Below are 25,085 nucleotides of genomic sequence, written 5' to 3'. Positions count from 1 at the left end.
ACAAATTGATCTTTTTTAAAGTAGAATAATTATAGGTGTTTTATAAAATCAGATAAAGAATAAAATATTCGTGTGGTTGGGTTGAGGTTATCTGTTGCAATAGATTTTGATAATAATCCTGTAACCCATAATGTTGCTTGAAACGGATGTAAAATTTCTTTATACAAAGTCAAAATATATTCATTAAGATACTCCTTCGAAGGCTCATTCGTTAAATAAGTTACGAATGTTACGTTAGAGTGATGCTTTGTGATCTCTGTAAGGCTTTTTAAGGAGGTATTATTACCGAGATACAAAGTTGTATATCCGTGTGAAATAAGTTCGTAATTGAGGTACAAGAGTCCTAAATCATGAATTTCATTTTCTGGAAGATAGAGAACAAACATCTTTTTGCTCTTGGGGATACTTTTTTGAACCAACTGATCGGTATGGCTAATGATTTTTTGTTTGATTAAATGACTCACAAAATGTTCATGTGCTGAAGAAATTGTGCCGGATTGCCATAATACTCCTATTTCATTAAGTAATGGGATGAAGTTTTCGATAAAAATTTTATGAAAGGATTTCTCCTCACTCAATCGATTGTAAATCTCAATAAATTTAGATTGATTAAGATTTATTATAGCAAGTTTAAAATCATTCAATGTAGAATTTTTTACCTTTTTGGATTGCGTAAGGTCACTCGCCAATTGATGAATCTTATCGGTCGAAAGTTCTGCAATTTTTGAAATTTTATAACCAGAATTATGAAGGGTAGTTATATTGAGTAGTTTCTGTAAACTTTTGGAATCATATAAGCGGATATTAGTTTGTGTACGTACTGGAATAAGAATGTTATATCTTTTTTCCCAGATTCGGATGGTATGTGCCTTTATTCCAGAAAAGTTTTCTAGGTCTTTAATGCTATACTTGTTTTTAATGCTGTTCATGATAAACCGAAATTGCTTAAACAAAAATAGACAATTTAAGTAAGAGTTGCCTTGGTAGTTTTGGATTGATGAAAAGTAATTCCTTCAGATTAAAATTGTAATTCTAAATGGATGTCCAATGGCTCTAATTTAAACAATTCTGAATCTATTTCCTTTGTCAAAATAGCACCTTCTCTAAGATAGAAATCAACTGTAGCTTTTGTAGGAGTTGCAGAAATATAAAGTTTGTTGGTACCAAATGTTGTAGCAACATCTTTACATGCTTCAATTAGACTATGGCCAATTTTCTTTCCTCTATATTTGTTACTAACATATAGAATATCCATTTTGCTATAGTCCGCATTTATACCTCTTTTTTTGTTTTCTACAGAAGCTACACCGATAAGTTTATCCATTTCAAAAGCTCCGATAACGGTTCCTTGCCCTTCTAAGATATGATGCTGTTTTTCAATCATGGCTTCAAGTTCTTCGGTATCAAATGAATTCACAATACAATGATCGGGTTTTAGTACTAACACATTGTTTTCAAAAACATAGATTTCATGAATATATTCTGATCGATCAATTTCTTTTATTTTGATCAATTCACTTGGTTTCATTGTTCTATACGTGATAGTATTCATAACTGAAGTTTATTTCAAATATATTAAAAACAAGAGTTCAATTGTGTTTTATAAGGATAATTCAATATATATAAATTGTTTTGGCAGGACAATATTAGCATTCAATAAATAGACATATTGTTTATTTTGGTTTTATATTAGCAAAGAAAAGAGTGGAAAGAAATCAAACACAGATTGTTTAAATTATGAAAAAAGAAATCAATTATTACTTGAAGTTTTTTCTACCAGTAATACTTCTTTTGTTATGTTGCTGTAAGCGACAAAATTTCTATCATGGTTATGTATATGACCAAGAAACCAAAAAACCTTTGATGAATGTCTTGGTGAAAGAGAGTTTTGTTACCAATCCACAATCGGCGACAACTGATGTAAAAGGATATTTTAAAATAGAAAACAACACAAATTCTATTACGGATTTAGTTTTCAGTATTCCAAGATATAGACAAGATACGATACCTTCGGTTTGGTCACAGCATGGAGAAAGATTAGAATATACGTTTTTGAATCCGAAACCAGATACCATTTTTCTTGCACCAATAATGGAATAGTTGAACTAAACATGTATCATGATAAAAGCTATAATTATATCAATAATGATATTCTTTTGGAGTATCAATATGTATTCCCAGTTTACTGGTAATTATACTTTAAAAACAGGAGAAATAGAACCTGAAAATCTTCTTATTGTGTTAGATACAAAAGGGAGTTTTCATATGTTGAAGAAAGGCCAATGTTTAAAAGGAATATGGGAGCTGGTGGAGAAAAATAAAATTGTCCTAAAATTCAGTAATGATCCGATTGATCTTTTTGTTTTTGATTGGGATGGAACTGATCGAGTTTATTTTCAAAACTTCGGGTTTCAAAATTTCTATTTTAATATGGGACTGAAAAGTAAAAATCAAAATATATTTCGACCTATCCTAAAGCAACGCGATGGATGCGCTTATAAAGAATACCTTTCAATAAAAATTCCACGAAAAGAAATGGATGAAGTAACCATTGCTATAGATGAACCTAAAAAAGACTATGCTTTGTATACCTATTCCATTCCGGAAAAATATGAAGGTATTTGTATTGTAGCAAATAAAGGCAAGGATATTAAATCAGAAAATTGGACAATTGAATTCAAGGATAAAAAATATACTCTGAATAATATAGAGGAACTGAAAAAGAGCAATAATAAGAATGATTCAGCTATAAAGGTACTAGCTGTGCAAATGCAGCGCTTTAAAAAAGCAGAAATTGAAAAGTTCAGAGAAGAAAATAGTTGGTTAGGAGACGTTCCGATTCAAAAAGTTGAAGCCAAAATGTCCTATAAGACTATAGATGCTTCTGGTAAATCGATTCTTACCGATGAATGTGATGAGAATTACGATCCAGGTCCATTTCATTATGAGCCTTCGAAACAAAAATAAAAATAAACAGAAATAAAAAGAAACAGAATTATACAGGATATGATTCTTCATAGATAAAAAAAAGCGACTGCTAACAGTCGCTTTTTTTATTGCGATAGTTACAATTGATTAAGGTAAGAAATATAATCCTGTATACTTTTCTCAATTCGGTCTAATGTTGCGTTGTGCTCTGTTCCATAAAAAGCAAAGAGCGGTTTATAGTCTGTTTTAATGTAATTAAACGTTATTTCAAAAGGAGCAGTCAGCTGTTCTAAGGTGTATTTGTATCTTCCTGATGCGGTATAATCTTCTTCATTTATTCCTACAGTAAGGCTAAGTGCAATTTTTTTACCCGCAAGTTTATAGCCGCTATTCGTACCATAAGCCCATCCGTGTAGGAGTACAACATCAAGCCATTTTTTGAAAAAAGGAGGAGAATTAAACCAATAAAAAGGAAATTGAAATACAATTGTATCATGAGCTTCAATTAATTCTTGCTCTTTTCGGACATCAATATTCTCATCAGGATACATTTGATGTAGATTATGAAGAGTATATCGATTTGGATATTTTTCTAATTCTTCTATCCAGCGTTTGTTGATGACTGAATTTTCTAAATTTGGATGAATGATAACTATAAGGATTTTCATGATTTATTGTTAGTGTAAATGTTGACGAATACTTTTGTTTTTGATATTCGATTCGTTTGTTCATGCAAAGATCCAATTTGCTCAGGAATTGAACAATACGGGATAAATTAATCATATAGTGATAATTTCATCACCATGTAGATATAGTGAGTTTCTTTTTACTTTTGTAAAATCAAAACATAAAAACAAAGAGTATGTACCAGCGAAAAATTCCAATTGATTATGAATGCGGTCTTAGTGTTGCGATGGAAGTTGTAGGTTCTAAATGGAAATTTTGCATACTAGATGAAGTGTCAAAAGATATAAAACGACCTAAAGACTTAGTACATGCTATCAATGGTATTACCAAACGTGTATTGCAAAATCAATTGAAAGAACTAGAGTTTCATGGGCTTTTAGAAAAGATTATGTATAAAGAAGTTCCATTGCGCGTGGAATATTATCTCACAGAATCAGGGAAATCTTTATTGCCATTAATTTCTGCGGTAGATCAATGGGGAGAGGGTTTTGTTCCTCAGTTGAAAAAAATCATGGAAAGAGAAGCTCCAGAAGTACTAAAATAAGCATAGGAAAAGTTATTTTATTTTGTGTACACTATCTAGAACTTGAGTGGAGTCCTGAATAGGTTCGATAAAAGTATCTTTTTGATATCCCTCTGGATTAGGAACTATTTCCCGACTTTCATCATATACCTTAGTATTGTTATGGCAACTCGAAAATACGATGATGATTAGGGTTAGGAGTGCTATTTTCCGATAAAATATAATGCATGAAGTCATATTGGAGTAAGTTATTTTATCTGTTAATATTTCTCTTGACAATCAATATCAAACAAATAGTTTAGTTATAAAGCCACCTACTGATGATTAATATTGATAAAAATCAGGTAGTCAATAAACACCAAAAGTGGTATTATTATGACTTAGATTGTATTTTTAGTTCTGTAATTTACGACCATCAATCAACTTAAAAAATATATTCTTATGAAATTTTCATTTCTTTTAAAGAGCGCGCTTTATTTATCAATTATTTTAGGTGTACAAGGCATTCAAGCTCAAAAATCTGCTAAAACAACTTCCTTTATGATTCCGGGTGAAATTATTGGTTTTTCACAACCTGAAAGTTTAAGTCAGAAAGGCAATAATTTGTATGTAGCAAATGTTAAAAATGGTAAAGGTTATATTAGTAAAGTCAATCTACTAACAAATACGATAGAGGAAGTTAATTTTTTGCCTACAGGTACTGATATTCTTAAAAGTCAGGGTCCATTAGGAATTAAGGTACACGAAAATACGTTATATGCAGTAGCATATGATAGAGTAGTAGGTTTTGATCTTGATTCTCGAAAAATGATTTTTGAAATTACTATACCAGGAAGTACAAGACTCAATGATCTTACGTTTGCGAATGGTAGTCTGTTAGTGTCTGGAACAGATAAAGGAATGATTTACGAGATAGATATTGCTGGTAAAACGTTTAAACCTTTTGTTACTGATCCTACAGATGCTGCAATGCTAAATGGGGTAAGTGGGCTTACATGGAATGGTGCTACCGGAACAGTTTACGCTACTGCAAATAAAAACAATGCTTCTCCATCCAATCTTCTTGCGATAGATTGGAAAAGTCGCAAATTAAATTTGATTTATCAAATGAATTGTACAGATCTGTGTTTCTTCGATGCAATACAGTGTGATGATAAAATGATATATTTTACAAATTGGAACCATAACGTGCATGCTATTCCCTTTCCAATAAAGCCAATTTCAGAAAATACAATTACAAATTTACAATTGAAAGGATTAACTAAAGTATCTGCATATGATGGGCCACCGGCTTTTCTTATAAGTGAAGATAAAAGTTGTTATATTTTTACCCTGTTTGAAAGTGGGAAGGTTATTATAGAAAAAATCAAGAGCTAAGCTCAATGTAAATAGTCCCTTGGAGAGTAGAGGTATAATTTATAAGACTTTCGTGTCTTAGAATATTTAATTTTAGACTAGATGTCGACTATATTTAGAAATAAAAAAGACTAAACAATTAAGTAGTAATTGTTTAGTCTTTTTTGTTGTGACCACGGTGGGATTTGAACCCACACGCCCTTACGAGCACCACCCCCTCAAGATGGCAAGTCTACCGTTTCTCCACGTGGCCTTAAATGAAAAAAGGTCAAGTAAATTAATACTCGACCTTTTTGTGACCCGACTGGGGCTCGAACCCAGGACCCCATCATTAAAAGTGATGTGCTCTACCAACTGAGCTATCGAGTCATTGCTCTCAAGAAACTTATATTGTAAGTCACAATTTGTGACCCGACTGGGGCTCGAACCCAGGACCCCATCATTAAAAGTGATGTGCTCTACCAACTGAGCTATCGAGTCATATTCGTTTCTTGAATGCGGGTGCAAATATAAGGCCTATTTATTTATTTTTCAAAGCATTTTTGTCATAAATTTGTTTTTTTTTTAATTAAATTTCTTAACCGCTTAATTTGTAGGGTTTTATTGTTATGTTAAAAATTGTATTGTTAGGGTATATGGGCTCAGGTAAGTCAACAATTGCTCAATTATTGTCAAAATCTGTAAGTATAGACTCGTTAGATTTGGATCAAATCATCGAAAAAAAAGAAGAAAAATCAATAAAGGATATTTTTAAAGAACGAGGAGAGATTTATTTTAGAAAAATAGAGAGCCAGGTTTTTAATAATTTGATGGGTTCAGAGGAGGAGATGATTCTAAGTATAGGAGGAGGGACTCCCTGTTATGCCAATAATCACGAATTATTGAAAAAGGATGGTGTTGTGTCAATTTATTTAAAAGCGTCCGTAGAGGAGCTCTATGCAAGACTTTTGCTAGAAAAGGAAAATAGGCCACTAATTGCCACTAAAGATGCTGAGGAATTAAAAGAGTATATCGCAAAGCATCTTTTTGATCGAAGCTATTATTATAACCAAGCAAAACATAAGATTTCCGTAGATGGAAAATCTCCCGATGAAATAGTGGCGGAAATAATAAAGGTACTAGCTTAAATAAGCGTAGTCTTGTTTTTCATCAAAAACAACCTGAACATGTTCAAAAGATGAGGTTGAAAGTGAAATGCCTTTGAAATCTGCTTTTACAGGATATTTTTTGTGATTTCGATCCACTAATACGGCTGTTTTGAATTTCTTTAATGGGACATCCAAGAAATGTTTTACACCATATACTAATGTTGTACCTGAATTTAAAACATCATCAACAAGGATTAATCCTTTGTTTTTATATTGGTCAGGACTTAATGAAGTCGTAATTGGATTCTGTGGGTTTTCTTTATTGATGTAAACTTCACACAATATGACATTAATGTCTGAAATTTCATTTAAAGCAGTAGCGATTTTTTGAGCGAATATAAATCCACTTTTTGCAATACCAGCAATAACGATTTCTTTTTCATCAACAAAAGTCTCGTAGATTTGGTAGGCAATACGTTTTGTCTTATGTTCAATTTCTTGATGATTCAGGATGATATTCTTGCTCATGAATTTGTTGTTTTTTTAGTAAAAAGTATTCGTTTTTTTAATTTTTAGTCTAGATCGTTTTCTTCCTCTTCGTAGGAATCACCATATTCGTCAAGTTCTCTTCGGTCTTTTTTAGTTGGTCTTCCTGTTCCTTGTTTGCGGTAATGCTCCTTAGTAAGTTTTAATAATTCCAAATGAGCGAAAGCCTCAGCAGGAGTTTCATCTTTTCGGTAAATATCTACTAATTTAGCCGCAACACGATTAGGAGGAACATCTAAAACGGTTAAAGTGTAAATGATTTGATCCTTACGTAATGTGATTTTATCAGTAGGGAATACTTCTCTGGAAGGTTTTGCAGCTTGTCCGTTTACAGTAAAATGACCTTTTTTAGCTGCTTCGGTAGCGATACTTCTGGTTTTATAATATCTTATACACCATAAATATTTATCTATTCTCATACTATTTTGGAAAAATCACTGTTAATTGTTAATACAAAAATAAATCAAAATTGTATCTTGCGCTCAAAAATTAACAATAATGAACAAATTTAAGTTTTTTTCTCTTTTACTACTTGTAGGTATCAGCTTGTTTTCTTGTAAAAAGAATGATGATGATGTGTCGGTTGCACCTCCTAGAGATCGTGGAATGCAGTATAGTAACGATATAATAGCAATAGATCAATATCTTGATACGCACTATATAGAATCGGTAGATGAAAATTTTAATGTAAAATTCACTAAAATTCCTGCTGGTGGTACTCAACAATCTATCAGAACACAAACGACCTACCCATTGCAATTTAAAATGATGAAAAATGATAATAGAAATTATGCATCACAAAATGATATTTTAGGGGTAAGAGTTGATGATAATATTGACTATAAACTATACTATTTAATATTGAATGAAGGAACCGGAACAAAGGCGACTAAAGCAGATTCAACTTTTGTAGGATATAGAGGATGGGATTTAGAAAATAAACAATTTGATGCAGCTGTAAATCCAGTATGGTTCAAATTAGAAGAATCAATTTCAGGATTTAGAAATTTATTACCAGAATTAAAAACAGGAACCTATACACAAAATAATGACGGTACAATTACATTTAGTGGTTATGGTGCTGGAGTTGTTTTTATTCCTTCTGGAATAGGTTACTTTAATCAAGCAATAGGTACAGGTGAAAATGTTATAAAGGCATATTCTCCTCTTATTTTTTCTGTTAATCTATATCAATTGAAACATAGAGATCATGATAAAGATGGTGTACTGTCAATTAATGAAGATTTAAATGGAAATGGAGATCTTTACGATGATGATAGTGATGGAGATGGTATTCCTAACTTTTTAGATATTGATGATGATGGTGATGGGTTTTTAACGAAACAAGAAATTAAAGATGCTAATGGAGTACGATATCCTTTTGATTTAATCCCAAATTGCCAAGGTGGTACTGGAGGATTAAAGAGACATTTAGATCCAAGTTGTCATTAGAAAATTAGACAAACAAATTATATTATAATTTGATTGTATTATATAAAATAAAAAGCCCTATTCGAAAGAATAGGGCTTTTTATTTAGATATTTTCAGGAATAAAAAAGCCGTTTAATTTTAAATTAAACGGCTTTTGATATTTTGAGTATAGATTATTTTCTCTTTACCACTTTTAAAGCAGCTTTCTCAATAGATTGACGATTTAAGCCATATTTCTCCATTAATTGGTCTGGTGTTCCAGATTCTCCAAAACTGTCTTGTACGGCAACGAATTCTTGTGGTGCTGGATGATTTAATGATAATACACGTGCAACACTTTCGCCTAAACCTCCTAAGAAGTTATGCTCTTCTGCTGTAACAACACAACCTGTTTTTGCAACAGATTTTAAAATTGCTGCATCATCAAGAGGTTTGATTGTATGAATGTTGATTACTTCTGCTGAGATACCTTGAGTTTCTAATGCCGCCGCCGCTTCAAGAGCTTCCCAAACTAAGTGACCTGTAGCGATAATGGTAACATCAGTTCCTTCGTTTAGAAGAACAGCTTTACCAATTTCGAAAGTTCCATTTTCTGGTGTGAAGTTTGGAACACTTGGTCTACCAAAACGTAAATAAACAGGGCCATGATGATCCGCAATAGCTAATGTTGCAGCCTTAGTTTGATTATAATCACAAGTATTGATTACTGTCATTCCAGGTAACATTTTCATTAATCCAATATCTTCTAGTATTTGATGTGTAGCTCCATCCTCACCAAGTGTTAAACCTGCATGTGAAGCACAAATTTTTACATTTTTATCAGAATAAGCAACAGATTGACGAATTTGGTCATATACCCTTCCTGTAGAGAAGTTAGCGAAAGTTCCAGTAAATGGAATTTTCCCACCAATAGTCATTCCTGCAGCAATACCAATCATATTTGCTTCTGCAATACCAATTTGAAAGAAACGCTCAGGGTGATTCTTTTTGAAATCATCCATTTTTAATGATCCAATTAAATCAGCACATAATGCAACTACATTTTCATTCTTTTGTCCTAATTCCGTCAAACCTGCTCCGAAACCAGAACGAGTATCTTTATTACCTGTATTTATATATTTTTTCATTAGTTGTGTGTTTAGTATGCCTTTTTTTGATTTTTTATAAGATAATCAGTAATCTGATTTGAAGTAATTGCTATTTCAATAGGTTGGTCCAAACGAGTAATCTTTTTTAAAGAAAGATTAGTTTGAGCCACATAATAGCTATCAACAACATTTTTGAATTCTACTAATGTCCCTTTTGGAAAATTCTTGTACTTGATATAATCAGGGATAACCATGGCCGAATTATTTAGTGCAGTAAGAGAATTACTGTTGTCTTCCATAATGTAAGCCTCGTAGGTGATAGGATGTTTTATTGTTTCATCATAATCATCTATTAATTCGGTAGTATAAGTGTATTTTTTACATTTAAACCCATTAATTGTAACAATAGAATTATCTGTTTTTCCCGCAACAAATTTTGTTGTATTCTCAGTTGTTGGATCAGGAATTACATTTGTAAGACGTAATTCTCCTTTTATGGAAATATTAAAAGTAACTTGATATCCTTCTTTAATTAGTGATTGTGCAGCACCATCTGAAAGTATATAACTTGCATCTTTTGAATTAATATAATAATTCAATGTTGATCCATCATAAGAATCATATTCTAATAAATAGTCAAATTTAAAATCACTTTTTTGTGCGGTAGCTGTAAATGCTAAAAACACTAAAAATAGGGATGCAATGATATTCTTTTTCATATTAGTAATCTCCTAAGGTTGTTGGGTTTTGTGCTAATGCTTTTTCTAATTGTTCATCATTTGGTGCTTTTCCATGCCACGCATGTGTATGCATCATGAAGTCAACTCCATTACCCATTTCAGTGTATAATAATACACAAACTGGTTTTCCTTTTCCTGTTCTTGATTTAGCGTCAGTCATTCCAGTAATGATTGCATCAATAGAGTTACCTTCTTTGATTTCTAATACATCCCAACCAAAAGCTTCAAATTTCGCTTTTAAATCACCCATTGGTAATACTTCGTCAGTAGCACCGTCAATTTGCTTTCCATTTAAGTCAATCGTAGAAATGATATTGTCTACTTTATTTCCAGCAGCATACATTGCAGCTTCCCAGATTTGACCTTCCTGTAATTCACCATCGCCATGTAAACTATATACTAGATGATTATCTCCATTTAGTTTTTTAGTTAATGCAGTACCAATAGCTACTGACATTCCTTGTCCTAAAGAACCAGAAGCAATACGAATACCAGGTAAGCCTTCATGTGTAGTAGGGTGACCTTGTAAACGAGAATTTAATAACCTGAATGTAGCTAATTCACTTACAGGGAAATATCCAGCTCTTGCTAATACACTATAAAATACAGGAGAAATATGACCATTTGAAAGAAAGAATAAATCCTCTCCTTTACCGTCCATATCAAAACCTTCTTTGCGGTCCATTAAATTGTTGTAAAGAGCTACTAAAAATTCTGTACAACCTAAAGAACCACCTGGGTGTCCTGAGTTTACAGCGTGAACCATACGAAGAATATCTCTGCGTACTTGAATCGTTAAATCGTTTAATTGTTGTGTGTTAGGCTTCATTTTATGTTTTTAAATTATAACCAGCACAAAAGTAATTTTTATTTTGGCTTTCGGCAAAAGTTTTATCAATAACTTCAGGATTTATATAAACGGTAAAAATTGTGCTTTCCAGAAATAATTATGCACCAGAGTAACAGAACAATTCTTCACAATTGCAAGAAATGTATAGAATTGAATTAGAAACAACACAATATTTTGAATAGAACATTATATCAGTTAATTAATGTTACAATTTTCAGAAATACACCTTTCTCAATAGCGTAATTAAGCTATCTTTGCCGACTGTAAAATGCTATTATGAAATTTGATTTATTAAAGAATGACCCATTATCTAAAGCTAGAGCTGGGAAAATAACAACAGATCACGGTGTTATTGAAACACCTATTTTTATGCCAGTTGGAACTGTCGCTTCTGTAAAAGGCGTACATCAAAGAGAATTAAGAGAAGATATTAATCCAGATATTATTCTGGGAAATACATACCATCTATACTTACGACCACAAACAGAAATTCTTGAAAAAGCAGGAGGATTGCATAAATTCATGAACTGGGACCGTAATATTTTAACAGACAGTGGAGGATACCAAGTGTATTCTTTATCCAGTAATAGAAAAATTAAAGAAGAAGGAGTAAAATTCAAATCACATATTGATGGTTCGTACCATTTCTTTTCACCAGAAAGTGTAATGGAAATACAAAGAACAATCGGAGCTGATATCATTATGGCTTTTGATGAATGTACACCTTATCCATGTGACTATCGATACGCACAACGTTCAATGCACATGACGCACCGTTGGTTAGACAGATGTATTAATCATTTGGAAAAATTACCGTACAAATATGGGTATGAACAAACATTCTTCCCAATTGTTCAAGGAAGTACGTATAAAGATTTACGCCAACAATCAGCGGAATATATTGCTAATGCTGGTGCACAAGGAAATGCAATTGGAGGATTATCTGTAGGAGAACCTGCCGAAGAAATGTATGCAATGACCGAAATTGTATGTGACATTTTACCAGTAGATAAACCACGTTACTTAATGGGAGTTGGTACTCCAATTAATATCTTGGAGAATATTGCACTTGGAATTGATATGTTTGACTGTGTAATGCCTACACGTAATGCACGTAATGGAATGCTTTTTACAGCAAACGGAACAATTAATATCAAAAATAAAAAATGGGAGGCAGATTTTTCTCCTATTGACGAAATGGGAATTACATTTGTAGATACAGAGTATACAAAGGCTTATTTACGTCACTTATTTGCAGCAAATGAATACTTAGGAAAACAAATTGCAACGATACACAATCTTGGTTTTTATTTATGGTTGGTTCGTGAAGCAAGAAAACATATCTTAGAGGGAGATTTCCATGAGTGGAAAAACAAAATGGTTAGACAAATGGATCAAAGGTTATAACTAAAAATCGAGTAGAACTTCAATGAGTATTATTGATAAATACATCCTAAAAAGATATTTAGCTACATTCTCAGTAATGCTATTACTGTTTATACCCATTGGTATAGTAATAGACGTTTCAGAGAAAATTAATAGAATTTTAGAAAGTAAAGTACCCCTTGCTGCGGTCGCAGTATACTATTTTAATTTCACGATATATTTTGCGAACCTATTGTTTCCGATATTTTTATTCTTATCGGTAATTTGGTTCACTTCAAAATTAGCCAATAATACAGAAATCATTGCCATCTTAAGTTCTGGAATCTCTTTTTACCGATTTCTTAGACCCTATATCATTGGAGCAACAATAGTTTCGGTTTTTGCTTTATTAATGGGGTTTTTTGTAGTGCCAAAGGCAAGCCAAGGATTCAATGATTTTAAGTATACCTATTTGAAAAAGAACAATGAAGTTCGAGAAAATAATGACGTGTACAGACAAATTAGTGATGATGAGTTTATACACGTAAACAATTTTAATCCAGTTTCAAAAATAGGATTTCAGTTCTCTATGGAGAAATTCAAAGGCGATCAACTACAATACAAATTAGTGGCAGATCGAATTAAATGGAATCCGAATGATAGTACATATACGCTTACCAATTTTACAAAAAGAAAAGTAGGAGAGTTTGACGATGTTTTAATAACTGAGCAAAGTAAAGACACGGTGTTTAACTTTGACTTAGACGATTTGACTCCAGTAATTTATATGGCTGAAACGCTGAATTTATCCGATTTGAATAAGTTTATTGAGAAGGAAAAAATGAGAGGTTCGTCAAATATTAATATTTATTTAGTTGTAAAATATAAAAAATACAGTTTGCCAATTTCGGCATTTATCTTAACAATTATTGCAGTTGCAGTATCCTCGATGAAAAGAAGAGGAGGAATGGGAGTTAATCTAGCGCTGGGAATCGGTTTAGCATTTACTTTTATTTTCTTTGATAAGATTTTTGGTACTATGGCAGAAAAATCCAGTTTACCACCATTATTAGCAGTTTGGTTACCAAACTTAACTTTTGGGGTATTAGCAATCTATCTATTACGCAATGCAAAACGATAATATCAAAAGTTATTTCCAACTTCATCTAATTGTTTTTATTTGGGGATTTACAGCTATTTTAGGAGCTTTAATATCGCTAGATGCCTTACCGTTAGTTTGGTATAGAATGCTATTGGCCGTTGGCTTTATAGCGTTGTTTATAGCCTATAAAAAGATTTCATTAAAGATACCAGTAATGACTGGGATTCGCTTTCTCTTTGCAGGATTAGTCATTGCAATACATTGGCTTACATTCTTTATGGCAATTAAGGTTTCAAATGTTTCCCTTACACTAGCATGTTTGTCTACAGGGGCATTTTTTGCCTCACTTTTGGAACCCATTTTCTATAAAAGAAAAGTGATATGGTATGAAGTGCTTTTTGGAATAGTAGTAATCTTCGGATTGTATATCATATTCAACGTACAAGGTAATTATATTGAAGGAATTATTCTGGCTTTAATCTCAGCATTTCTATCCGCTTTGTTTTCTGTAATCAACGGGAAATTTGCAAAACAATATTCACCTACAGTAATTACATTCTATGAATTAGTTGGTGGAGTTTTCTTTCTGACTTTATTTTTATTGTTTACGGGAAGTTTCAAAGCAGAATTTTTTACACTAACAACTTCAGATTGGGGATGGTTATTTGTATTAAGTTCAATCTGTACAGCCTATGCGTTTATAGGCTCTGTAAAGGTGATGCAGTTTCTTACGCCTTACACTGTAATGTTGACGATTAATATGGAACCTATATATGGAATTATACTCGCAGTAATCTTTTTTCCAGAAAAAGAAAAAATGAGCTTTGAGTTTTATATTGGAGCCCTTGTAATACTCTCAACCGTTATAATTAATGGGATTATCAAGAATTATAAAAAAGTTAGAAACTAATTTATTAAATATTACTTTCGTTCACAATTTTAAATTTTATCTTTGTGGTTCGAACTAAAACTAAAAATGCACAAATCCTATGGAATATTTAGATTTTGAGCTTCCTATTAAAGAACTTGAGGATCAGTTAGATAAATGTATGATTATTGGTCAAGAATCGGATGTAGATGTGACTAATACATGCAAGCAAATTGAGAAAAAACTAGAAGAAACTAAGAAGAATATATACAAAAACCTTACTGCTTGGCAACGTGTACAACTATCTAGACACCCTAGCAGGCCTTATACATTAGATCACGTAAAAGCACTTTGTGGCGATACATTCTTAGAACTACACGGAGATCGTGGATTCAAAGATGATAAAGCAATGATTGGTGGTTTAGGTAAAATTGGAGGACAATCATTTATGATTGTAGGTCAACAAAAAGGTTTCAATACAAAAACACGTCAATACAGAAATTTCGGTATGGCGAATCCTGAAGGATACCGTAAAGCTTTACGTTTAATGAAAATGGCAGAGAAATTTGGTATTCCAGTTTTAACGCTTGTAGATACTCCAGGTGCATATCCAGGATTAGAAGCAGAAGAACGTGGACAAGGTGAAGCTATTGCAAGAAATATCTTCGAAATGATTCGTTTGAAAGTGCCTATCATTACAGTAATTGTAGGAGAAGGAGCATCAGGTGGAGCATTAGGAATAGGTGTTGGAGATAGAGTATTAATGTTGGAAAATACATGGTATTCTGTTATTTCTCCAGAGTCTTGTTCATCAATTTTATGGAGAAGCTGGGAATATAAAGAACAAGCTGCAGAAGCCTTAAAACTGACTGCATTTGATATGAAAAAACAAAACTTGATTGATGATATTATTCCTGAACCATTAGGAGGAGCTCATTATGATAGAGATACAACTTTTAAAACTGTTGAAAAATATATTTTAAAAGGATACAATGAATTGAAAGACTTATCAACAGCGAAATTAATTGCTCAGCGTATGGACAAATACAGCAAAATGGGCGAATTCAAAGAGTAAAATCTTACAATAAATAAATGTAATCCGAAGCCCAGTGGTTTCGGATTTTTTTTTGGTTGTTAACAATAAAAACGAAGTTGTTAACATTATTAATTAATAACTCTAACCCATAAACTTTTAAATTTTAGTTACTTTCGCTATATGGAAAACCTAAGGAATATAAACCCAATGAAAGCAGATCGATCTGCTGTAATAAATCTTGAAAAAGGCAAGTTGCCTCCTCAAGCACTTGATCTAGAAGAGGCGGTGCTAGGGGCAATGATGATTGATAAGAAAGGGGTTGACGAGGTGATCGATATTTTACAACCGGATGCCTTTTATAAAGAAGCGCATAAATACATTTTTGAAGCGATCGTTCAATTGTTTAATGATTCTCAACCAATTGACTTATTAACAGTCTCCACACAGTTGAAAAAAAGTGGAAAACTAGAGCTGTCTGGAGGAGATTTTTATCTGATTCAATTAACACAGAAAATTTCATCTTCTGCACACATCGAATTTCACTCTAGAATTATTTTACAGAAATTTATTCAACGTAGTTTAATTAAAATTTCTTCTGAGATTATCGAAGAATCATATGATGAAAGTACGGATGTTTTTGATTTACTTGACAAAGCTGAATCAAAGTTATATGAAGTAACGCAAGGAAATATTAAAAGAAGCTCTGAAACAGCACAAAGTTTAGTAATTCAAGCGAAAAAAAGAATTGAAGAAATTGCCAATAAGGAAGGTCTTAGTGGTATTGCAACAGGATTTGATAAATTAGATAAGCTAACCTCAGGTTGGCAACCAAGTGATTTAATTATTATCGCTGCTCGTCCTGGTATGGGTAAAACAGCATTCGTATTATCAATGGCCAGAAATATTGCGATTGATACGAATCATGCCGTAGCTTTGTTTTCTTTGGAGATGTCCTCCGTTCAGTTAATTACCCGTTTGATTTCTAGTGAGACAGGACTTTCTTCCGAAAAATTAAGAACAGGAAAATTAGAAAAACATGAATGGGAACAATTGAGTATTAAGGTGAAAAATTTAGAAAAAGCCCCTTTATACATTGATGATACACCTTCACTATCTATTTTCGATTTACGTGCTAAAGCAAGACGTTTAGCTTCTCAATACGGGATTAAACTCATTATTGTAGATTATTTGCAATTAATGACAGCCGGTGGTGGTGGAAAAGGCGGAGGAAATCGTGAGCAGGAGATTTCTACTATCTCGCGAAACTTAAAAGCATTAGCAAAAGAATTAAGTGTTCCAGTAATTGCCTTATCACAACTATCGCGTGCGGTGGAAACCCGTGGATCAAGTAAAAGACCTTTACTTTCGGATCTTCGTGAATCTGGAGCGATTGAGCAAGATGCGGATATTGTATCTTTTATCTATAGACCAGAGTACTATAAGATTGAGGAATGGGATGATGATGAACATTCACCAACAGAAGGACAAGCAGAATTTATTATTGCAAAACACAGAAATGGTGGATTGGATAATATTCGTTTGAAATTTATTGGAAATCTTGGTAAGTTCGATAACCTTGATGAATACGGAAGCGGCTTTGATGATTTGCCGTCTAAAATGAATCTTGATGATAATCCGTTTATGACTAAAAATTTACCATCTGCAAATGACGCATTTGGAAGTAATATGAATAGTATTGATGATGACAGTGATGTTCCATTCTAACAAGAATACTATAAAGTAATACAATAAGTAATATTGTATTGAGAAACCTCTAGCATAAAATATGATTTTATACTAGAGGTTTCTTTTTTGCATGAAAAAATAAATAAGCTTATCTTCGAATTAAAAATAAAAATGAAGTTGATTAAGCCAAATTTTACAGCAATACTATGTTTTTTAGTATTGTTAACCACTACATCTTCTTGGGCATCATTCATTTTACTACCTATGGATGATACTTCTCAGCAAAATCATCTAAAAGCATACGGGATTACCTATTGGTCACTCAGTAAAAATTATAAAGTAAGTTGGTTATTGAATTATAGAGGAGGATCATTTTTAATGCCCGACGCACCAGAAATTAGAAAAGAATGCCAAATAAGAGGAGTGAGCTTTGAACAGCTTTCCGATGCACAGACCAATTCAATATTAGATGAAATTAGTAGTCCATCTCAAAACATGGAAACAGTTGTATTAGAAAAAGCACCCAAAATTGCTGTTTATACACCAAAAGGGAAACAACCTTGGGATGATGCTGTAACTTTAGTTTTAACCTATGCAGAAATACCATTTGTAACTATTTATGATGAAGAAATATTAGGAGATGCATTATTGTTATACGATTGGTTGCATTTACACCATGAGGATTTTACGGGACAATATGGTAAATTTTTTGGTGCCTATAGAAATGTGCCATGGTATATTGAACAAAAGAAAGATGCAGAAGCACTAGCAACAAAGTTAGGATTCGCTAAAGTATCAGAAGAAAAATTAGCAGTAGCAAAGAAGATTAACAACTTTGTGATAGGTGGAGGATTTATGTTTGCGATGTGTTCTGCTACTGATAGTTTTGATATTGCCCTATCAGCTGAAGGAGTTGATATTTGTGAGCCGATGTTTGATGGTGATCAAAGTGATCCTAATTATCAATCCAGAATAGACTATGCTAAAACTTTTGCATTTAAAGATTATATTTTAGAACGCAGTCCTACGGTATATGAGTTTTCAGATATTGATATGACACAGAAAAGAAACATCCCACCCGAAAAAGATTATTTCGGATTAATGGAATTTTCTGCAAAATGGGATCCAATACCTTCCATGCTATGTCAAAACCATACCCAACTAATCAAAGGGTTTATGGGGCAAACGACTGCTTTTACAAGTAATCTAATTAAATCTAATGTTTTAATTATGGGTGAAAATGCTGTAAATGGAGAAGCCCGTTATATACATGGAACAAAAGGCAAAGGAATGTTTACTTTTTATGGAGGCCATGATCCGGAAGATTACCAACATAAAGTAGGAGATGCACCAACAGTTTTAGATTTACACCCAAATTCACCAGGATACAGATTGATTTTAAATAATGTATTATTCCCAGCTGCGCGTAAAAAACAGCAAAAAACATAATTAGAATAATCATAGTAATTGATTGAATACAACAAATGAACTACGATATCATTTTAAAAGAAATTGCTCAAGAAACGAAAACATTTAAAAATGAAGGAGCAGTTTCGTTATCAATTCCAGAATTAGCTAAAATAGATCCTTCTAAATTCGGAATCCATATTATTACAATACAAGGAGAAAACTATGCCATTGGCGATAGTAATGAAAAATTCTCCATTCAAAGTGTTTCAAAAGTACTTACATTGTCATTAGCTTTTTCCTATTTAGGTGAAAAAATATGGGAGCGTGTAGGTGTGGAGCCATCTGGTGATCCATTCAATTCTTTAGTGCAATTAGAATATGAGATGGGAAAACCTAGAAACCCATTTATTAATGCAGGAGCATTAGTCATTGCAGATATGCTCGTTTCAATATTTGAAAACCCAAAAGAGGAATTTTTAAACTTTGTAAAAAATAGTACTGCCTGCCAAGATATAGACTATAATTACAATGTAGCTTTATCAGAGAAGAATACAGGATATAGAAATGCAGCTTTAGCTAATTTATTGAAGTCTTTTGGAAACATTGAAAATGATGTAGACAAAGTTTTAGATTTCTATTATCATCAATGCTCTATTGAAATGACCTGTAAAGAATTGGCACAATCATTTATGTTTTTTGCAAATGAAGGGAAGACATTGGCTGGAAATACAATCCTTTCAAAAAGTCAAGTAAAAAGATTAAATGCTATAATGCAAACTTGTGGTTTCTATGATGAATCTGGCGACTTTACGTATAAGGTAGGCTTACCAGGAAAGAGTGGTATAGGTGGAGGCATTGTTGCGATGTATCCGAATCATTTTTGCGTGGCAACATGGAGTCCAAAATTAAATACAAAAGGGAATTCAGTTATTGGAATTAAAGCATTAGAGTTGCTAACCACCAAAACAGGTATGTCTATCTTTTAGTGTGTTTATAAAACAAAGAGTATAAAAAAAAGCCATCAAAACTAAATTTGATGGCTTTTTTAAAATAAGTAAGATAAATGTGTTTTACAAACGTTTATTTAATTTTATTCACAACAGCTTTGAAAGCTTCAGGGTGGTTCATCGCTAAATCTGCAAGAACTTTTCTGTTCAATTCGATTCCGTTAGCTTTTACTTTACCAATGAATTGAGAGTAAGACATTCCATGTAATCTAGCTCCAGCGTTAATACGCATAATCCATAATGCACGGAAGTTTCTCTTTTTTGCTTTTCTATCACGGTAAGCATAGCACATTGCTTTCTCAACCGCGTTTTTAGCTACTGTCCAAACGTTTTTACGTCTTCCAAAGAAACCTTTGGCTTGCTTTAATATTTTTTTTCTTCTAGCTCTTTTTGCTACAGAATTTACTGATCTTGGCATAATTTTACTTTTTTTTTGTAGTAGGCGCTTTAGACTATTCTAAAAACTTATTAGCCATACTCCAAGGTTATTAAATTGTTTTAACCTATAAGATTAATTAGATTAATCTTAATTGTTGTTTAACACTTTTTAAATCAGTCTTGTGAACTAATGCAGAGTGTGTTAACGCTAGCTTACGCTTTTTAGATTTTTTAGTCAAAATGTGACTCTTAAATGCGTGCTTTCTTTTAATCTTTCCAGAACCAGTAAGCTTGAAACGCTTCTTAGCACTAGATTTGGTTTTCATTTTAGGCATCTTCTTCCTTATTAAATTTATCTTACTTACTTATTTTTATTTCTTTTTCTTTGGAGCGATAAACATAATCATTCTTTTACCTTCCAATACTGGCATTGCCTCAACTTTTCCAAATTCTTCAAGATCTGTTGCTAGTCTTAATAATAAGATTTGTCCTTGATCCTTATAGATGATTGAACGTCCTTTGAAAAATACAAATGCTTTTAATTTAGCACCGTCTTTTAAGAACTTCTCAGCATTCTTTCTCTTAAACTCATAATCATGTTCGTCAGTTTGTGGACCAAATCTGATTTCTTTAACTACAATTTGAGTAGATTTTGCCTTTAGCATTTTGTCTCGTTTCTTTTGTTCATAAAGAAACTTTTTGTAATCCATGATTTTACATACAGGAGGCTCAGCATTTGGTGAAATCTCAACTAGGTCAAGTTCGAAACCTTCTGCCATTTGTAAAGCTACTGAAGTTTTGAAAACTCCAGGCTCCACGTTTTCTCCCACAAGTCTTACCTCAGGAACACGTATTGCACTGTTAATTCTGTGTGCATCTTTCTTTTCTACTCGGGGTTGGTAACCCCTGTTGTTTCTTATTGCTATGGCTTTAAAATTTAAGTTAAACTTTGAATGTTTTTAATGTCTTATTTACTTCTTCGTTCACAATTGAAGCAAATTCTTCTATTGTAACGCTAATATTTCCTTTTCCTGAATCACCGTGACGGCGTATAGAAATCGTTCCGTTTTTCTCCTCTTCCTCTCCGACAATCAGCATAAATGGGGTTTTCTGCATTTCTGCATCTCTGATTTTCTTCCCGATAGTTTCATTTCGGTTATCAATCAGGGCGCGAATTTCGTGATTTTCTAGCAAATCTAAAACTTTTTTCGCATATTTCTCATATTTCTCGCTGAGAGATAATATAATAGCTTGCTCTGGCATCAGCCAAAGTGGGAAATTTCCTCCAGTATGTTCTAGTAAAATAGCGATAAAACGTTCCATCGATCCAAAAGGTGCTCTATGGATCATTACTGGTCGGTGTAATTCGTTATCTGAGCCTTTATAGGTAAGGTCAAAACGTTCTGGTAAGTTATAATCAACTTGGATAGTTCCTAATTGCCATTGTCTTCCCAAAGCATCTTTTACCATGAAATCTAATTTTGGTCCATAGAATGCAGCTTCACCATATTCTATAACAGTGTTTAAATTTTTATCACGGGCAGCGTTGATAATTGCATTTTCAGCTTTTTCCCAATTTTCGTCAGAACCAATATACTTCTCTCTGTTCTCTTGATCTCTCAATGAAATCTGAGCAGTAAAGTTTTCAAAACCTAATGAGCTAAATACATAAAGTACAAGGTCAATTACTTTTTTAAATTCTTCATCCAATTGCTCTGGTGTACAGAAAATATGAGCATCATCCTGAGTAAATCCTCTAACACGTGTTAAACCATGCAATTCACCACTTTGCTCATAACGATATACAGTTCCAAATTCTGCATAACGTTTTGGCAAGTCTTTATAAGACCAAGGTTTTGTATTGTATATCTCACAATGGTGAGGACAGTTCATTGGTTTTAATAAAAACTCTTCTCCTTCATTAGGAGTATGTATAGGTTGGAAGCTATCAGCACCATACTTAGCATAATGACCAGAAGTAACATAAAGCTCTTTTTGTCCAATATGAGGTGTAACAACTTGTTCGTATCCTGCTTTTTTCTGTGCTTTTTTCAAAAACTGCTCTAGACGATCTCTTAAAGCTGCTCCCTTGGGTAACCATAAAGGTAAACCCTGACCTACTTTTGAAGAGAAAGCAAATAATTCTAATTCTTTACCTAGTTTTCTGTGGTCGCGACGTTTTGCCTCTTCCAGTAATTCAAGATATTCTGTTAGATCTTTTTGTTTTGGAAATGAAATACCATAAACTCTTGTAAGTTGTTTGTTCTTTTCATCACCCCTCCAATAAGCACCAGCAACACTCATGATTTTTACAGCTTTAATAAGTCCAGTGTTTGGAATATGACCACCACGACATAAGTCAGTAAAAGTTGCATGATCACAGAAAGTGATAGTGCCATCCTCAAGATTCTCTATCAATTCTGTTTTATAAGGGTTATTGTCTTCTTTGTAAAAAGCAAGTGCTTCTGCTTTTGTAGCAGAACGCATTTTGAATTCATGTTTCTCTCTCGAGATTGCTAAGATTTTATCTTCAATAGATTTAAAATCCTTATCTGTAAAAGTATGCTCACCAAAATCAACATCATAATAGAAACCATTTTCTATAGCAGGTCCTATCGTTAATTTGATTCCAGGGTAAGTTTCTTGTAAAGCTTGCGCCAATACGTGAGAGGTAGAATGCCAAAAAGCTTTTTTACCCTCTTTGTCATTCCATGTATATAATATGAGTGCACCATCTTCCGTTAAAGGCGTGGTCGTTTCTATTGTTGTACCATTATGAGATGCTGAAATTACATTTCGAGCAAATCCTTCACTGATGCTCTTTGCTACATCTATAGGTGTAACACCTTTAGTAAACTCTTTTACCGAACCATCCGGTAGCGTAATCTTTATCATTAATTCAAAATTTTATGAACGCAAATATAATATTAATCTACTAAAATAGATGTATAAATCACAGAATGTGTGATTATTTCTATTGGTTTTTTATGAAATAAAATGATTTTTAGCCTTTATTGTATATAGATATAATGAAGGAATCTGATTACTTATTATATAAGGAGTAATAGTGAAGGTGCTATGTTTTTTCCTTGTTGTTTCAAAAGGTGCTTTGATGTGCTTTATTTTTGATGGTTACATTGTGCGTCTAAGGTTTGTGATTAAATGAAAACGATTGATGTTTTGGCTCTGTAGTATATCAATGACCTTTTTAACAGTAGGGTAAGATTCATTGGCATCACCTTTGATTGCGAATTCTAGTTGTATGTTATTGATTTCTTTTGTAGCTATACGTGTTTCTTTTATCCAATCGTAAAGCTCGGATGGATTCGTGCCTATAGAATCTGTAGGTATTCCATTGTGAAAGGAAGCTTCGGGTCTTTTGTTATGTGGCAGATTTAAAACTTGCTTCATTTGTGAAAGCGGAATACCATGTCCGTCCATTTTACTGAAGCTTGATTTTTCATCTTCCGTAAAAGTGATATTGTATTTTTCAGAGATTCTTTCCAAAGCTCTTTTTCTAATGCGTTCATTTTCGATGCTAAAAAATAGTTTCCCTTTGCTTATTGTTATAATAGCAGTTTCTTTTGGTAGATTAGAATTGACGGCAGATAATGGCAAATCTACTGGAAGAATTTCAGGTTTTTTGGCTTGAGCAGTTAATATTAAAAAGGTCAGTAGTAGGAAAGCAATATCTACCATTGCGGTCATATCGATAGCAGTGCTTTTTTTGGTGGATGATTTTTTAGTATTCATGAGGCTTTACTTTAATTGTTGACCAAGCTTTTTTATTTGAGCAATCCATTTAGATCGTTTCTCTTGTGTTGAGTTTTTTACAATACCTATATAGGTAACTTTTACTGGGGTGATTCCACAAAACTCTAAAGTTGATTTCTTAAGCTGATTGACGCTTGGTTTTCCGTAGAATAAATAATAGTACCAACCAGGCTGATCTAGTGTAGTGATGATATGTGCTGTCTTTCCTTTGAGGAGTTTTTCCCATTGATAAGAGTTTTCAATATATTGAAAAGCTCTACCGGGAAGGAAAAGACGATCGATGAAACCTTTTAGTACAGCTGGAACTCCACCCCACCATACAGGATGAATCCAAACGATGTGTTGTGCCCAAAGTATTTTTTCCCACGCTTCTTCTAAGTCTGGTTCTAGTGTTGTTCTTTTCTGATAACCGTATGCAAGATTTGGATTAAAGCTTAATGTTGTAACTGTGATTTCTTTTACCATTGCATTTGCTTCAATAGCTCCGTCTTTATATGCTTTTGCTAAAGAGAAGCATAAGCTATTAGGATTAGGATGTCCATTGATGATTAGTATCTTTTTCATGTTTGATAATATTTGAAAACAAAAGTATATTGGAAGGGGTACTATTCTATTAGACATATGTCTATAAAAGTGGTGATATGAAAAGAGATTCTTTTACCTATATATAGGTAGAAGAATAAGGTTAGGTGTTATTAAGAGAGGAAATAAGCTTTGTTGTTTATATAATAGGAGGAAGGAGAGTATGTTGTATGGATTGAATATTATGCTTTTTACCTATATAGTATAGAATAAGAATAGGTTTTGGGTTGTCTGTCTGCTTGCGATGGGTAGGAATTCGGGGTAAGGCGGGCTAAATTGATAATATTGTTTGAAAAAGATGCGTTTCAAAAAACGGTAAATCAGTGAGTTATGATTTTTTATTGAAATAATTTAAAAATAATTCAAAAAAAGGCTTGGAAATGTAGAAAAAGGTGGTAGTTTTGCACCCGCAATAAGAGCGAAGTTCATAAGAAATACTGAGGAATGCGGGTTTAAAAATAAAGTTTGAAAAAACTTCAAAATAAATTTGCAGAAAACAAAAAGAGTATTACTTTTGCACCCGCAACAGCGCACAAGTTCATCAGAAATACAGCAGTCAGATTGGGATTTAGCTTTTAGAAAAAAGATAAAAAAAGATTTGCGAGAGATGTAAAAAAGATTTAGCTTTGCCGACCCGAA

The 25,085-nt window shown here is 32.8% G+C and carries 27 protein-coding genes and 3 tRNA genes; 13 read left to right on the top strand and 17 right to left on the bottom strand.

Features of this window, described 5'->3' with window-relative positions; genetic code table 11:
• Positions 1-29: 29 nt before the first annotated feature.
• Both P6733_RS17290 and P6733_RS17285 read right to left on the bottom strand, forming a co-directional pair.
• The gene (locus P6733_RS17290) at positions 30-929 is read right to left on the bottom strand and encodes a MerR family transcriptional regulator (protein WP_306354211.1); all 900 of its coding nucleotides are present in this window, start codon (positions 927-929) and stop codon (positions 30-32) included.
• A gap of 89 nt (positions 930-1,018) precedes the next feature.
• A complete protein-coding gene (locus P6733_RS17285) occupies positions 1,019-1,552 on the bottom strand; it encodes a GNAT family N-acetyltransferase (protein ID WP_306354210.1) in 534 nt (177 codons plus the stop codon).
• Between the two features lie 185 nt (positions 1,553-1,737).
• Here P6733_RS17285 and P6733_RS17280 point away from each other — a divergent pair, with 185 nt between their 5' ends.
• Complete coding sequence (locus P6733_RS17280; protein WP_306354209.1) at positions 1,738-2,100, top strand: peptidase associated/transthyretin-like domain-containing protein; 363 nt, start codon at positions 1,738-1,740, stop codon at positions 2,098-2,100.
• Between the two features lie 18 nt (positions 2,101-2,118).
• Complete coding sequence (locus tag P6733_RS17275) at positions 2,119-2,967, top strand: hypothetical protein (protein WP_306354208.1); 849 nt, start codon at positions 2,119-2,121, stop codon at positions 2,965-2,967.
• Positions 2,968-3,065: 98 nt separating this feature from the next.
• Here P6733_RS17275 and P6733_RS17270 read toward each other — a convergent pair whose 3' ends face one another.
• Positions 3,066-3,596: an NAD(P)H-dependent oxidoreductase gene (locus P6733_RS17270; RefSeq protein ID WP_306354207.1), complete on the bottom strand. Its 531-nt coding sequence runs from the start codon at positions 3,594-3,596 to the stop codon at positions 3,066-3,068.
• Between the two features lie 194 nt (positions 3,597-3,790).
• Here P6733_RS17270 and P6733_RS17265 point away from each other — a divergent pair, with 194 nt between their 5' ends.
• Both P6733_RS17265 and P6733_RS17260 read left to right on the top strand, forming a co-directional pair.
• On the top strand, positions 3,791-4,159 hold the full coding sequence (locus tag P6733_RS17265) for a winged helix-turn-helix transcriptional regulator (RefSeq protein WP_306354206.1): 369 nt from the start codon (positions 3,791-3,793) through the stop codon (positions 4,157-4,159).
• A gap of 420 nt (positions 4,160-4,579) precedes the next feature.
• Positions 4,580-5,515 carry a YncE family protein gene (locus P6733_RS17260; protein WP_306354205.1) on the top strand — a complete coding sequence of 312 codons (936 nt, stop codon included), beginning with the start codon at positions 4,580-4,582 and terminating at the stop codon, positions 5,513-5,515.
• Between the two features lie 149 nt (positions 5,516-5,664).
• On the opposite strand, the gene P6733_RS17255 is transcribed toward P6733_RS17260, so the two are convergent.
• The 3 genes from P6733_RS17255 to P6733_RS17245 all read right to left on the bottom strand — a co-directional run bounded on the left by P6733_RS17255 (position 5,665) and on the right by P6733_RS17245 (position 5,974).
• Positions 5,665-5,747: transfer RNA gene (locus P6733_RS17255), tRNA-Leu, on the bottom strand.
• Between the two features lie 43 nt (positions 5,748-5,790).
• Positions 5,791-5,863, bottom strand: a tRNA-Lys gene (locus tag P6733_RS17250).
• Positions 5,864-5,901: 38 nt separating this feature from the next.
• Positions 5,902-5,974 (bottom strand) — tRNA-Lys (locus tag P6733_RS17245).
• 128 nt (positions 5,975-6,102) lie between these two features.
• Here P6733_RS17245 and P6733_RS17240 point away from each other — a divergent pair.
• Entirely contained in the window at positions 6,103-6,621 is a 519-nt protein-coding gene (locus P6733_RS17240) for a shikimate kinase (RefSeq protein WP_306354204.1), read from the top strand.
• On the opposite strand, the gene P6733_RS17235 is transcribed toward P6733_RS17240, so the two are convergent.
• Both P6733_RS17235 and P6733_RS17230 read right to left on the bottom strand, forming a co-directional pair.
• A complete protein-coding gene (locus P6733_RS17235) occupies positions 6,613-7,110 on the bottom strand; it encodes a phosphoribosyltransferase domain-containing protein (RefSeq protein ID WP_306354203.1) in 498 nt (165 codons plus the stop codon). The two genes, P6733_RS17240 and P6733_RS17235, sit on opposite strands and share 9 nt — an antisense overlap.
• Before the next feature lie 44 nt (positions 7,111-7,154).
• Positions 7,155-7,547, bottom strand: a complete 393-nt coding sequence (locus P6733_RS17230) for an RNA-binding S4 domain-containing protein (RefSeq protein ID WP_306354202.1) — start codon at positions 7,545-7,547, stop codon at positions 7,155-7,157.
• 79 nt (positions 7,548-7,626) lie between these two features.
• Here P6733_RS17230 and P6733_RS17225 point away from each other — a divergent pair, with 79 nt between their 5' ends.
• A complete protein-coding gene (locus tag P6733_RS17225; protein WP_306354201.1) occupies positions 7,627-8,580 on the top strand; it encodes an FKBP-type peptidyl-prolyl cis-trans isomerase in 954 nt (317 codons plus the stop codon).
• 153 nt (positions 8,581-8,733) lie between these two features.
• Here the strand turns inward: P6733_RS17225 and P6733_RS17220 are convergent, their stop codons facing one another.
• From P6733_RS17220 to P6733_RS17210, 3 genes are read right to left on the bottom strand one after another with little or no spacing between them, the layout of a single operon-like run.
• Positions 8,734-9,687: a transketolase family protein gene (locus P6733_RS17220; RefSeq protein WP_306354200.1), complete on the bottom strand. Its 954-nt coding sequence runs from the start codon at positions 9,685-9,687 to the stop codon at positions 8,734-8,736.
• Between the two features lie 11 nt (positions 9,688-9,698).
• A complete protein-coding gene (locus tag P6733_RS17215; RefSeq protein WP_306354199.1) occupies positions 9,699-10,367 on the bottom strand; it encodes a hypothetical protein in 669 nt (222 codons plus the stop codon).
• 1 nt (position 10,368) lies between these two features.
• Complete coding sequence (locus P6733_RS17210; RefSeq protein WP_306354198.1) at positions 10,369-11,217, bottom strand: transketolase; 849 nt, start codon at positions 11,215-11,217, stop codon at positions 10,369-10,371.
• 297 nt (positions 11,218-11,514) lie between these two features.
• Between P6733_RS17210 and tgt the strand changes: the two genes are divergently transcribed.
• From tgt to P6733_RS17175, 7 genes are all read left to right on the top strand, one after another.
• On the top strand, positions 11,515-12,645 hold the full coding sequence (gene tgt, locus P6733_RS17205) for a tRNA guanosine(34) transglycosylase Tgt (protein WP_306354197.1): 1,131 nt from the start codon (positions 11,515-11,517) through the stop codon (positions 12,643-12,645).
• A gap of 22 nt (positions 12,646-12,667) precedes the next feature.
• Positions 12,668-13,744, top strand: coding sequence for an LptF/LptG family permease (locus P6733_RS17200; RefSeq protein WP_306354196.1), 1,077 nt, complete (start codon positions 12,668-12,670; stop codon positions 13,742-13,744).
• Positions 13,731-14,615 (top strand): DMT family transporter, encoded by an 885-nt coding sequence (locus tag P6733_RS17195; RefSeq protein ID WP_306354195.1) that lies wholly within the window; start codon positions 13,731-13,733, stop codon positions 14,613-14,615. Before P6733_RS17200 ends, P6733_RS17195 begins: the two co-directional genes overlap by 14 nt.
• Before the next feature lie 79 nt (positions 14,616-14,694).
• Positions 14,695-15,648: an acetyl-CoA carboxylase carboxyltransferase subunit alpha gene (locus P6733_RS17190; protein WP_306354194.1), complete on the top strand. Its 954-nt coding sequence runs from the start codon at positions 14,695-14,697 to the stop codon at positions 15,646-15,648.
• Positions 15,649-15,789: 141 nt separating this feature from the next.
• The gene (dnaB, locus tag P6733_RS17185) at positions 15,790-17,334 is read left to right on the top strand and encodes a replicative DNA helicase (RefSeq protein WP_306354193.1); all 1,545 of its coding nucleotides are present in this window, start codon (positions 15,790-15,792) and stop codon (positions 17,332-17,334) included.
• Between the two features lie 132 nt (positions 17,335-17,466).
• The gene (locus P6733_RS17180; protein ID WP_306354192.1) at positions 17,467-18,744 is read left to right on the top strand and encodes an asparagine synthetase B; all 1,278 of its coding nucleotides are present in this window, start codon (positions 17,467-17,469) and stop codon (positions 18,742-18,744) included.
• Positions 18,745-18,779: 35 nt separating this feature from the next.
• Positions 18,780-19,691 carry a glutaminase gene (locus tag P6733_RS17175; RefSeq protein WP_306354191.1) on the top strand — a complete coding sequence of 304 codons (912 nt, stop codon included), beginning with the start codon at positions 18,780-18,782 and terminating at the stop codon, positions 19,689-19,691.
• A 94-nt stretch (positions 19,692-19,785) separates the two neighbouring features.
• Here the strand turns inward: P6733_RS17175 and rplT are convergent, their stop codons facing one another.
• From rplT to P6733_RS17145, 6 genes are all read right to left on the bottom strand, one after another.
• Complete coding sequence (gene rplT, locus P6733_RS17170; protein WP_306354190.1) at positions 19,786-20,130, bottom strand: 50S ribosomal protein L20; 345 nt, start codon at positions 20,128-20,130, stop codon at positions 19,786-19,788.
• Positions 20,131-20,227: 97 nt separating this feature from the next.
• Positions 20,228-20,425 carry a 50S ribosomal protein L35 gene (gene rpmI, locus P6733_RS17165; protein ID WP_306354189.1) on the bottom strand — a complete coding sequence of 66 codons (198 nt, stop codon included), beginning with the start codon at positions 20,423-20,425 and terminating at the stop codon, positions 20,228-20,230.
• A gap of 36 nt (positions 20,426-20,461) precedes the next feature.
• Positions 20,462-21,016: a translation initiation factor IF-3 gene (gene infC, locus P6733_RS17160; RefSeq protein ID WP_372339314.1), complete on the bottom strand. Its 555-nt coding sequence runs from the start codon at positions 21,014-21,016 to the stop codon at positions 20,462-20,464.
• 16 nt (positions 21,017-21,032) lie between these two features.
• The gene (gene thrS, locus P6733_RS17155; protein ID WP_306354188.1) at positions 21,033-22,985 is read right to left on the bottom strand and encodes a threonine--tRNA ligase; all 1,953 of its coding nucleotides are present in this window, start codon (positions 22,983-22,985) and stop codon (positions 21,033-21,035) included.
• Positions 22,986-23,222: 237 nt separating this feature from the next.
• Positions 23,223-23,843, bottom strand: coding sequence for a biopolymer transporter ExbD (locus P6733_RS17150; protein ID WP_306354187.1), 621 nt, complete (start codon positions 23,841-23,843; stop codon positions 23,223-23,225).
• 6 nt (positions 23,844-23,849) lie between these two features.
• On the bottom strand, positions 23,850-24,428 hold the full coding sequence (locus P6733_RS17145) for an NAD(P)H-dependent oxidoreductase (protein WP_306354186.1): 579 nt from the start codon (positions 24,426-24,428) through the stop codon (positions 23,850-23,852).
• Positions 24,429-25,085: the final 657 nt, after the last annotated feature.

It is taken from the genome of Flavobacterium aerium (assembly GCF_030766725.1).
Taxonomy (GTDB): Bacteria; Bacteroidota; Bacteroidia; order Flavobacteriales; family Flavobacteriaceae; genus Flavobacterium; species Flavobacterium aerium.
The sequence above is the reverse complement of the archived record's forward strand: the minus strand, read 5'-3'. Positions and strand labels throughout refer to the sequence as shown.

Excerpts from the sequence above, each read along its gene's own strand:
- P6733_RS17290 (WP_306354211.1), bottom strand. The coding sequence starts at position 929 with ATGAACAGCATTAAAAACAAGTATAGCATTAAAGACCTAGAAAACTTT.
- P6733_RS17285 (WP_306354210.1), bottom strand. The coding sequence starts at position 1,552 with ATGAATACTATCACGTATAGAACAATGAAACCAAGTGAATTGATCAAA.
- P6733_RS17280 (WP_306354209.1), top strand. The coding sequence starts at position 1,738 with ATGAAAAAAGAAATCAATTATTACTTGAAGTTTTTTCTACCAGTAATA.
- P6733_RS17275 (WP_306354208.1), top strand. The coding sequence starts at position 2,119 with ATGATAAAAGCTATAATTATATCAATAATGATATTCTTTTGGAGTATC.
- P6733_RS17270 (WP_306354207.1), bottom strand. The coding sequence starts at position 3,596 with ATGAAAATCCTTATAGTTATCATTCATCCAAATTTAGAAAATTCAGTC.
- P6733_RS17265 (WP_306354206.1), top strand. The coding sequence starts at position 3,791 with ATGTACCAGCGAAAAATTCCAATTGATTATGAATGCGGTCTTAGTGTT.
- P6733_RS17260 (WP_306354205.1), top strand. The coding sequence starts at position 4,580 with ATGAAATTTTCATTTCTTTTAAAGAGCGCGCTTTATTTATCAATTATT.
- P6733_RS17240 (WP_306354204.1), top strand. The coding sequence starts at position 6,103 with ATGTTAAAAATTGTATTGTTAGGGTATATGGGCTCAGGTAAGTCAACA.
- P6733_RS17235 (WP_306354203.1), bottom strand. The coding sequence starts at position 7,110 with ATGAGCAAGAATATCATCCTGAATCATCAAGAAATTGAACATAAGACA.
- P6733_RS17230 (WP_306354202.1), bottom strand. The coding sequence starts at position 7,547 with ATGAGAATAGATAAATATTTATGGTGTATAAGATATTATAAAACCAGA.
- P6733_RS17225 (WP_306354201.1), top strand. The coding sequence starts at position 7,627 with ATGAACAAATTTAAGTTTTTTTCTCTTTTACTACTTGTAGGTATCAGC.
- P6733_RS17220 (WP_306354200.1), bottom strand. The coding sequence starts at position 9,687 with ATGAAAAAATATATAAATACAGGTAATAAAGATACTCGTTCTGGTTTC.
- P6733_RS17215 (WP_306354199.1), bottom strand. The coding sequence starts at position 10,367 with ATGAAAAAGAATATCATTGCATCCCTATTTTTAGTGTTTTTAGCATTT.
- P6733_RS17210 (WP_306354198.1), bottom strand. The coding sequence starts at position 11,217 with ATGAAGCCTAACACACAACAATTAAACGATTTAACGATTCAAGTACGC.
- tgt (WP_306354197.1), top strand. The coding sequence starts at position 11,515 with ATGAAATTTGATTTATTAAAGAATGACCCATTATCTAAAGCTAGAGCT.
- P6733_RS17200 (WP_306354196.1), top strand. The coding sequence starts at position 12,668 with ATGAGTATTATTGATAAATACATCCTAAAAAGATATTTAGCTACATTC.
- P6733_RS17195 (WP_306354195.1), top strand. The coding sequence starts at position 13,731 with ATGCAAAACGATAATATCAAAAGTTATTTCCAACTTCATCTAATTGTT.
- P6733_RS17190 (WP_306354194.1), top strand. The coding sequence starts at position 14,695 with ATGGAATATTTAGATTTTGAGCTTCCTATTAAAGAACTTGAGGATCAG.
- dnaB (WP_306354193.1), top strand. The coding sequence starts at position 15,790 with ATGGAAAACCTAAGGAATATAAACCCAATGAAAGCAGATCGATCTGCT.
- P6733_RS17180 (WP_306354192.1), top strand. The coding sequence starts at position 17,467 with ATGAAGTTGATTAAGCCAAATTTTACAGCAATACTATGTTTTTTAGTA.
- P6733_RS17175 (WP_306354191.1), top strand. The coding sequence starts at position 18,780 with ATGAACTACGATATCATTTTAAAAGAAATTGCTCAAGAAACGAAAACA.
- rplT (WP_306354190.1), bottom strand. The coding sequence starts at position 20,130 with ATGCCAAGATCAGTAAATTCTGTAGCAAAAAGAGCTAGAAGAAAAAAA.
- rpmI (WP_306354189.1), bottom strand. The coding sequence starts at position 20,425 with ATGCCTAAAATGAAAACCAAATCTAGTGCTAAGAAGCGTTTCAAGCTT.
- thrS (WP_306354188.1), bottom strand. The coding sequence starts at position 22,985 with ATGATAAAGATTACGCTACCGGATGGTTCGGTAAAAGAGTTTACTAAA.
- P6733_RS17150 (WP_306354187.1), bottom strand. The coding sequence starts at position 23,843 with ATGAATACTAAAAAATCATCCACCAAAAAAAGCACTGCTATCGATATG.
- P6733_RS17145 (WP_306354186.1), bottom strand. The coding sequence starts at position 24,428 with ATGAAAAAGATACTAATCATCAATGGACATCCTAATCCTAATAGCTTA.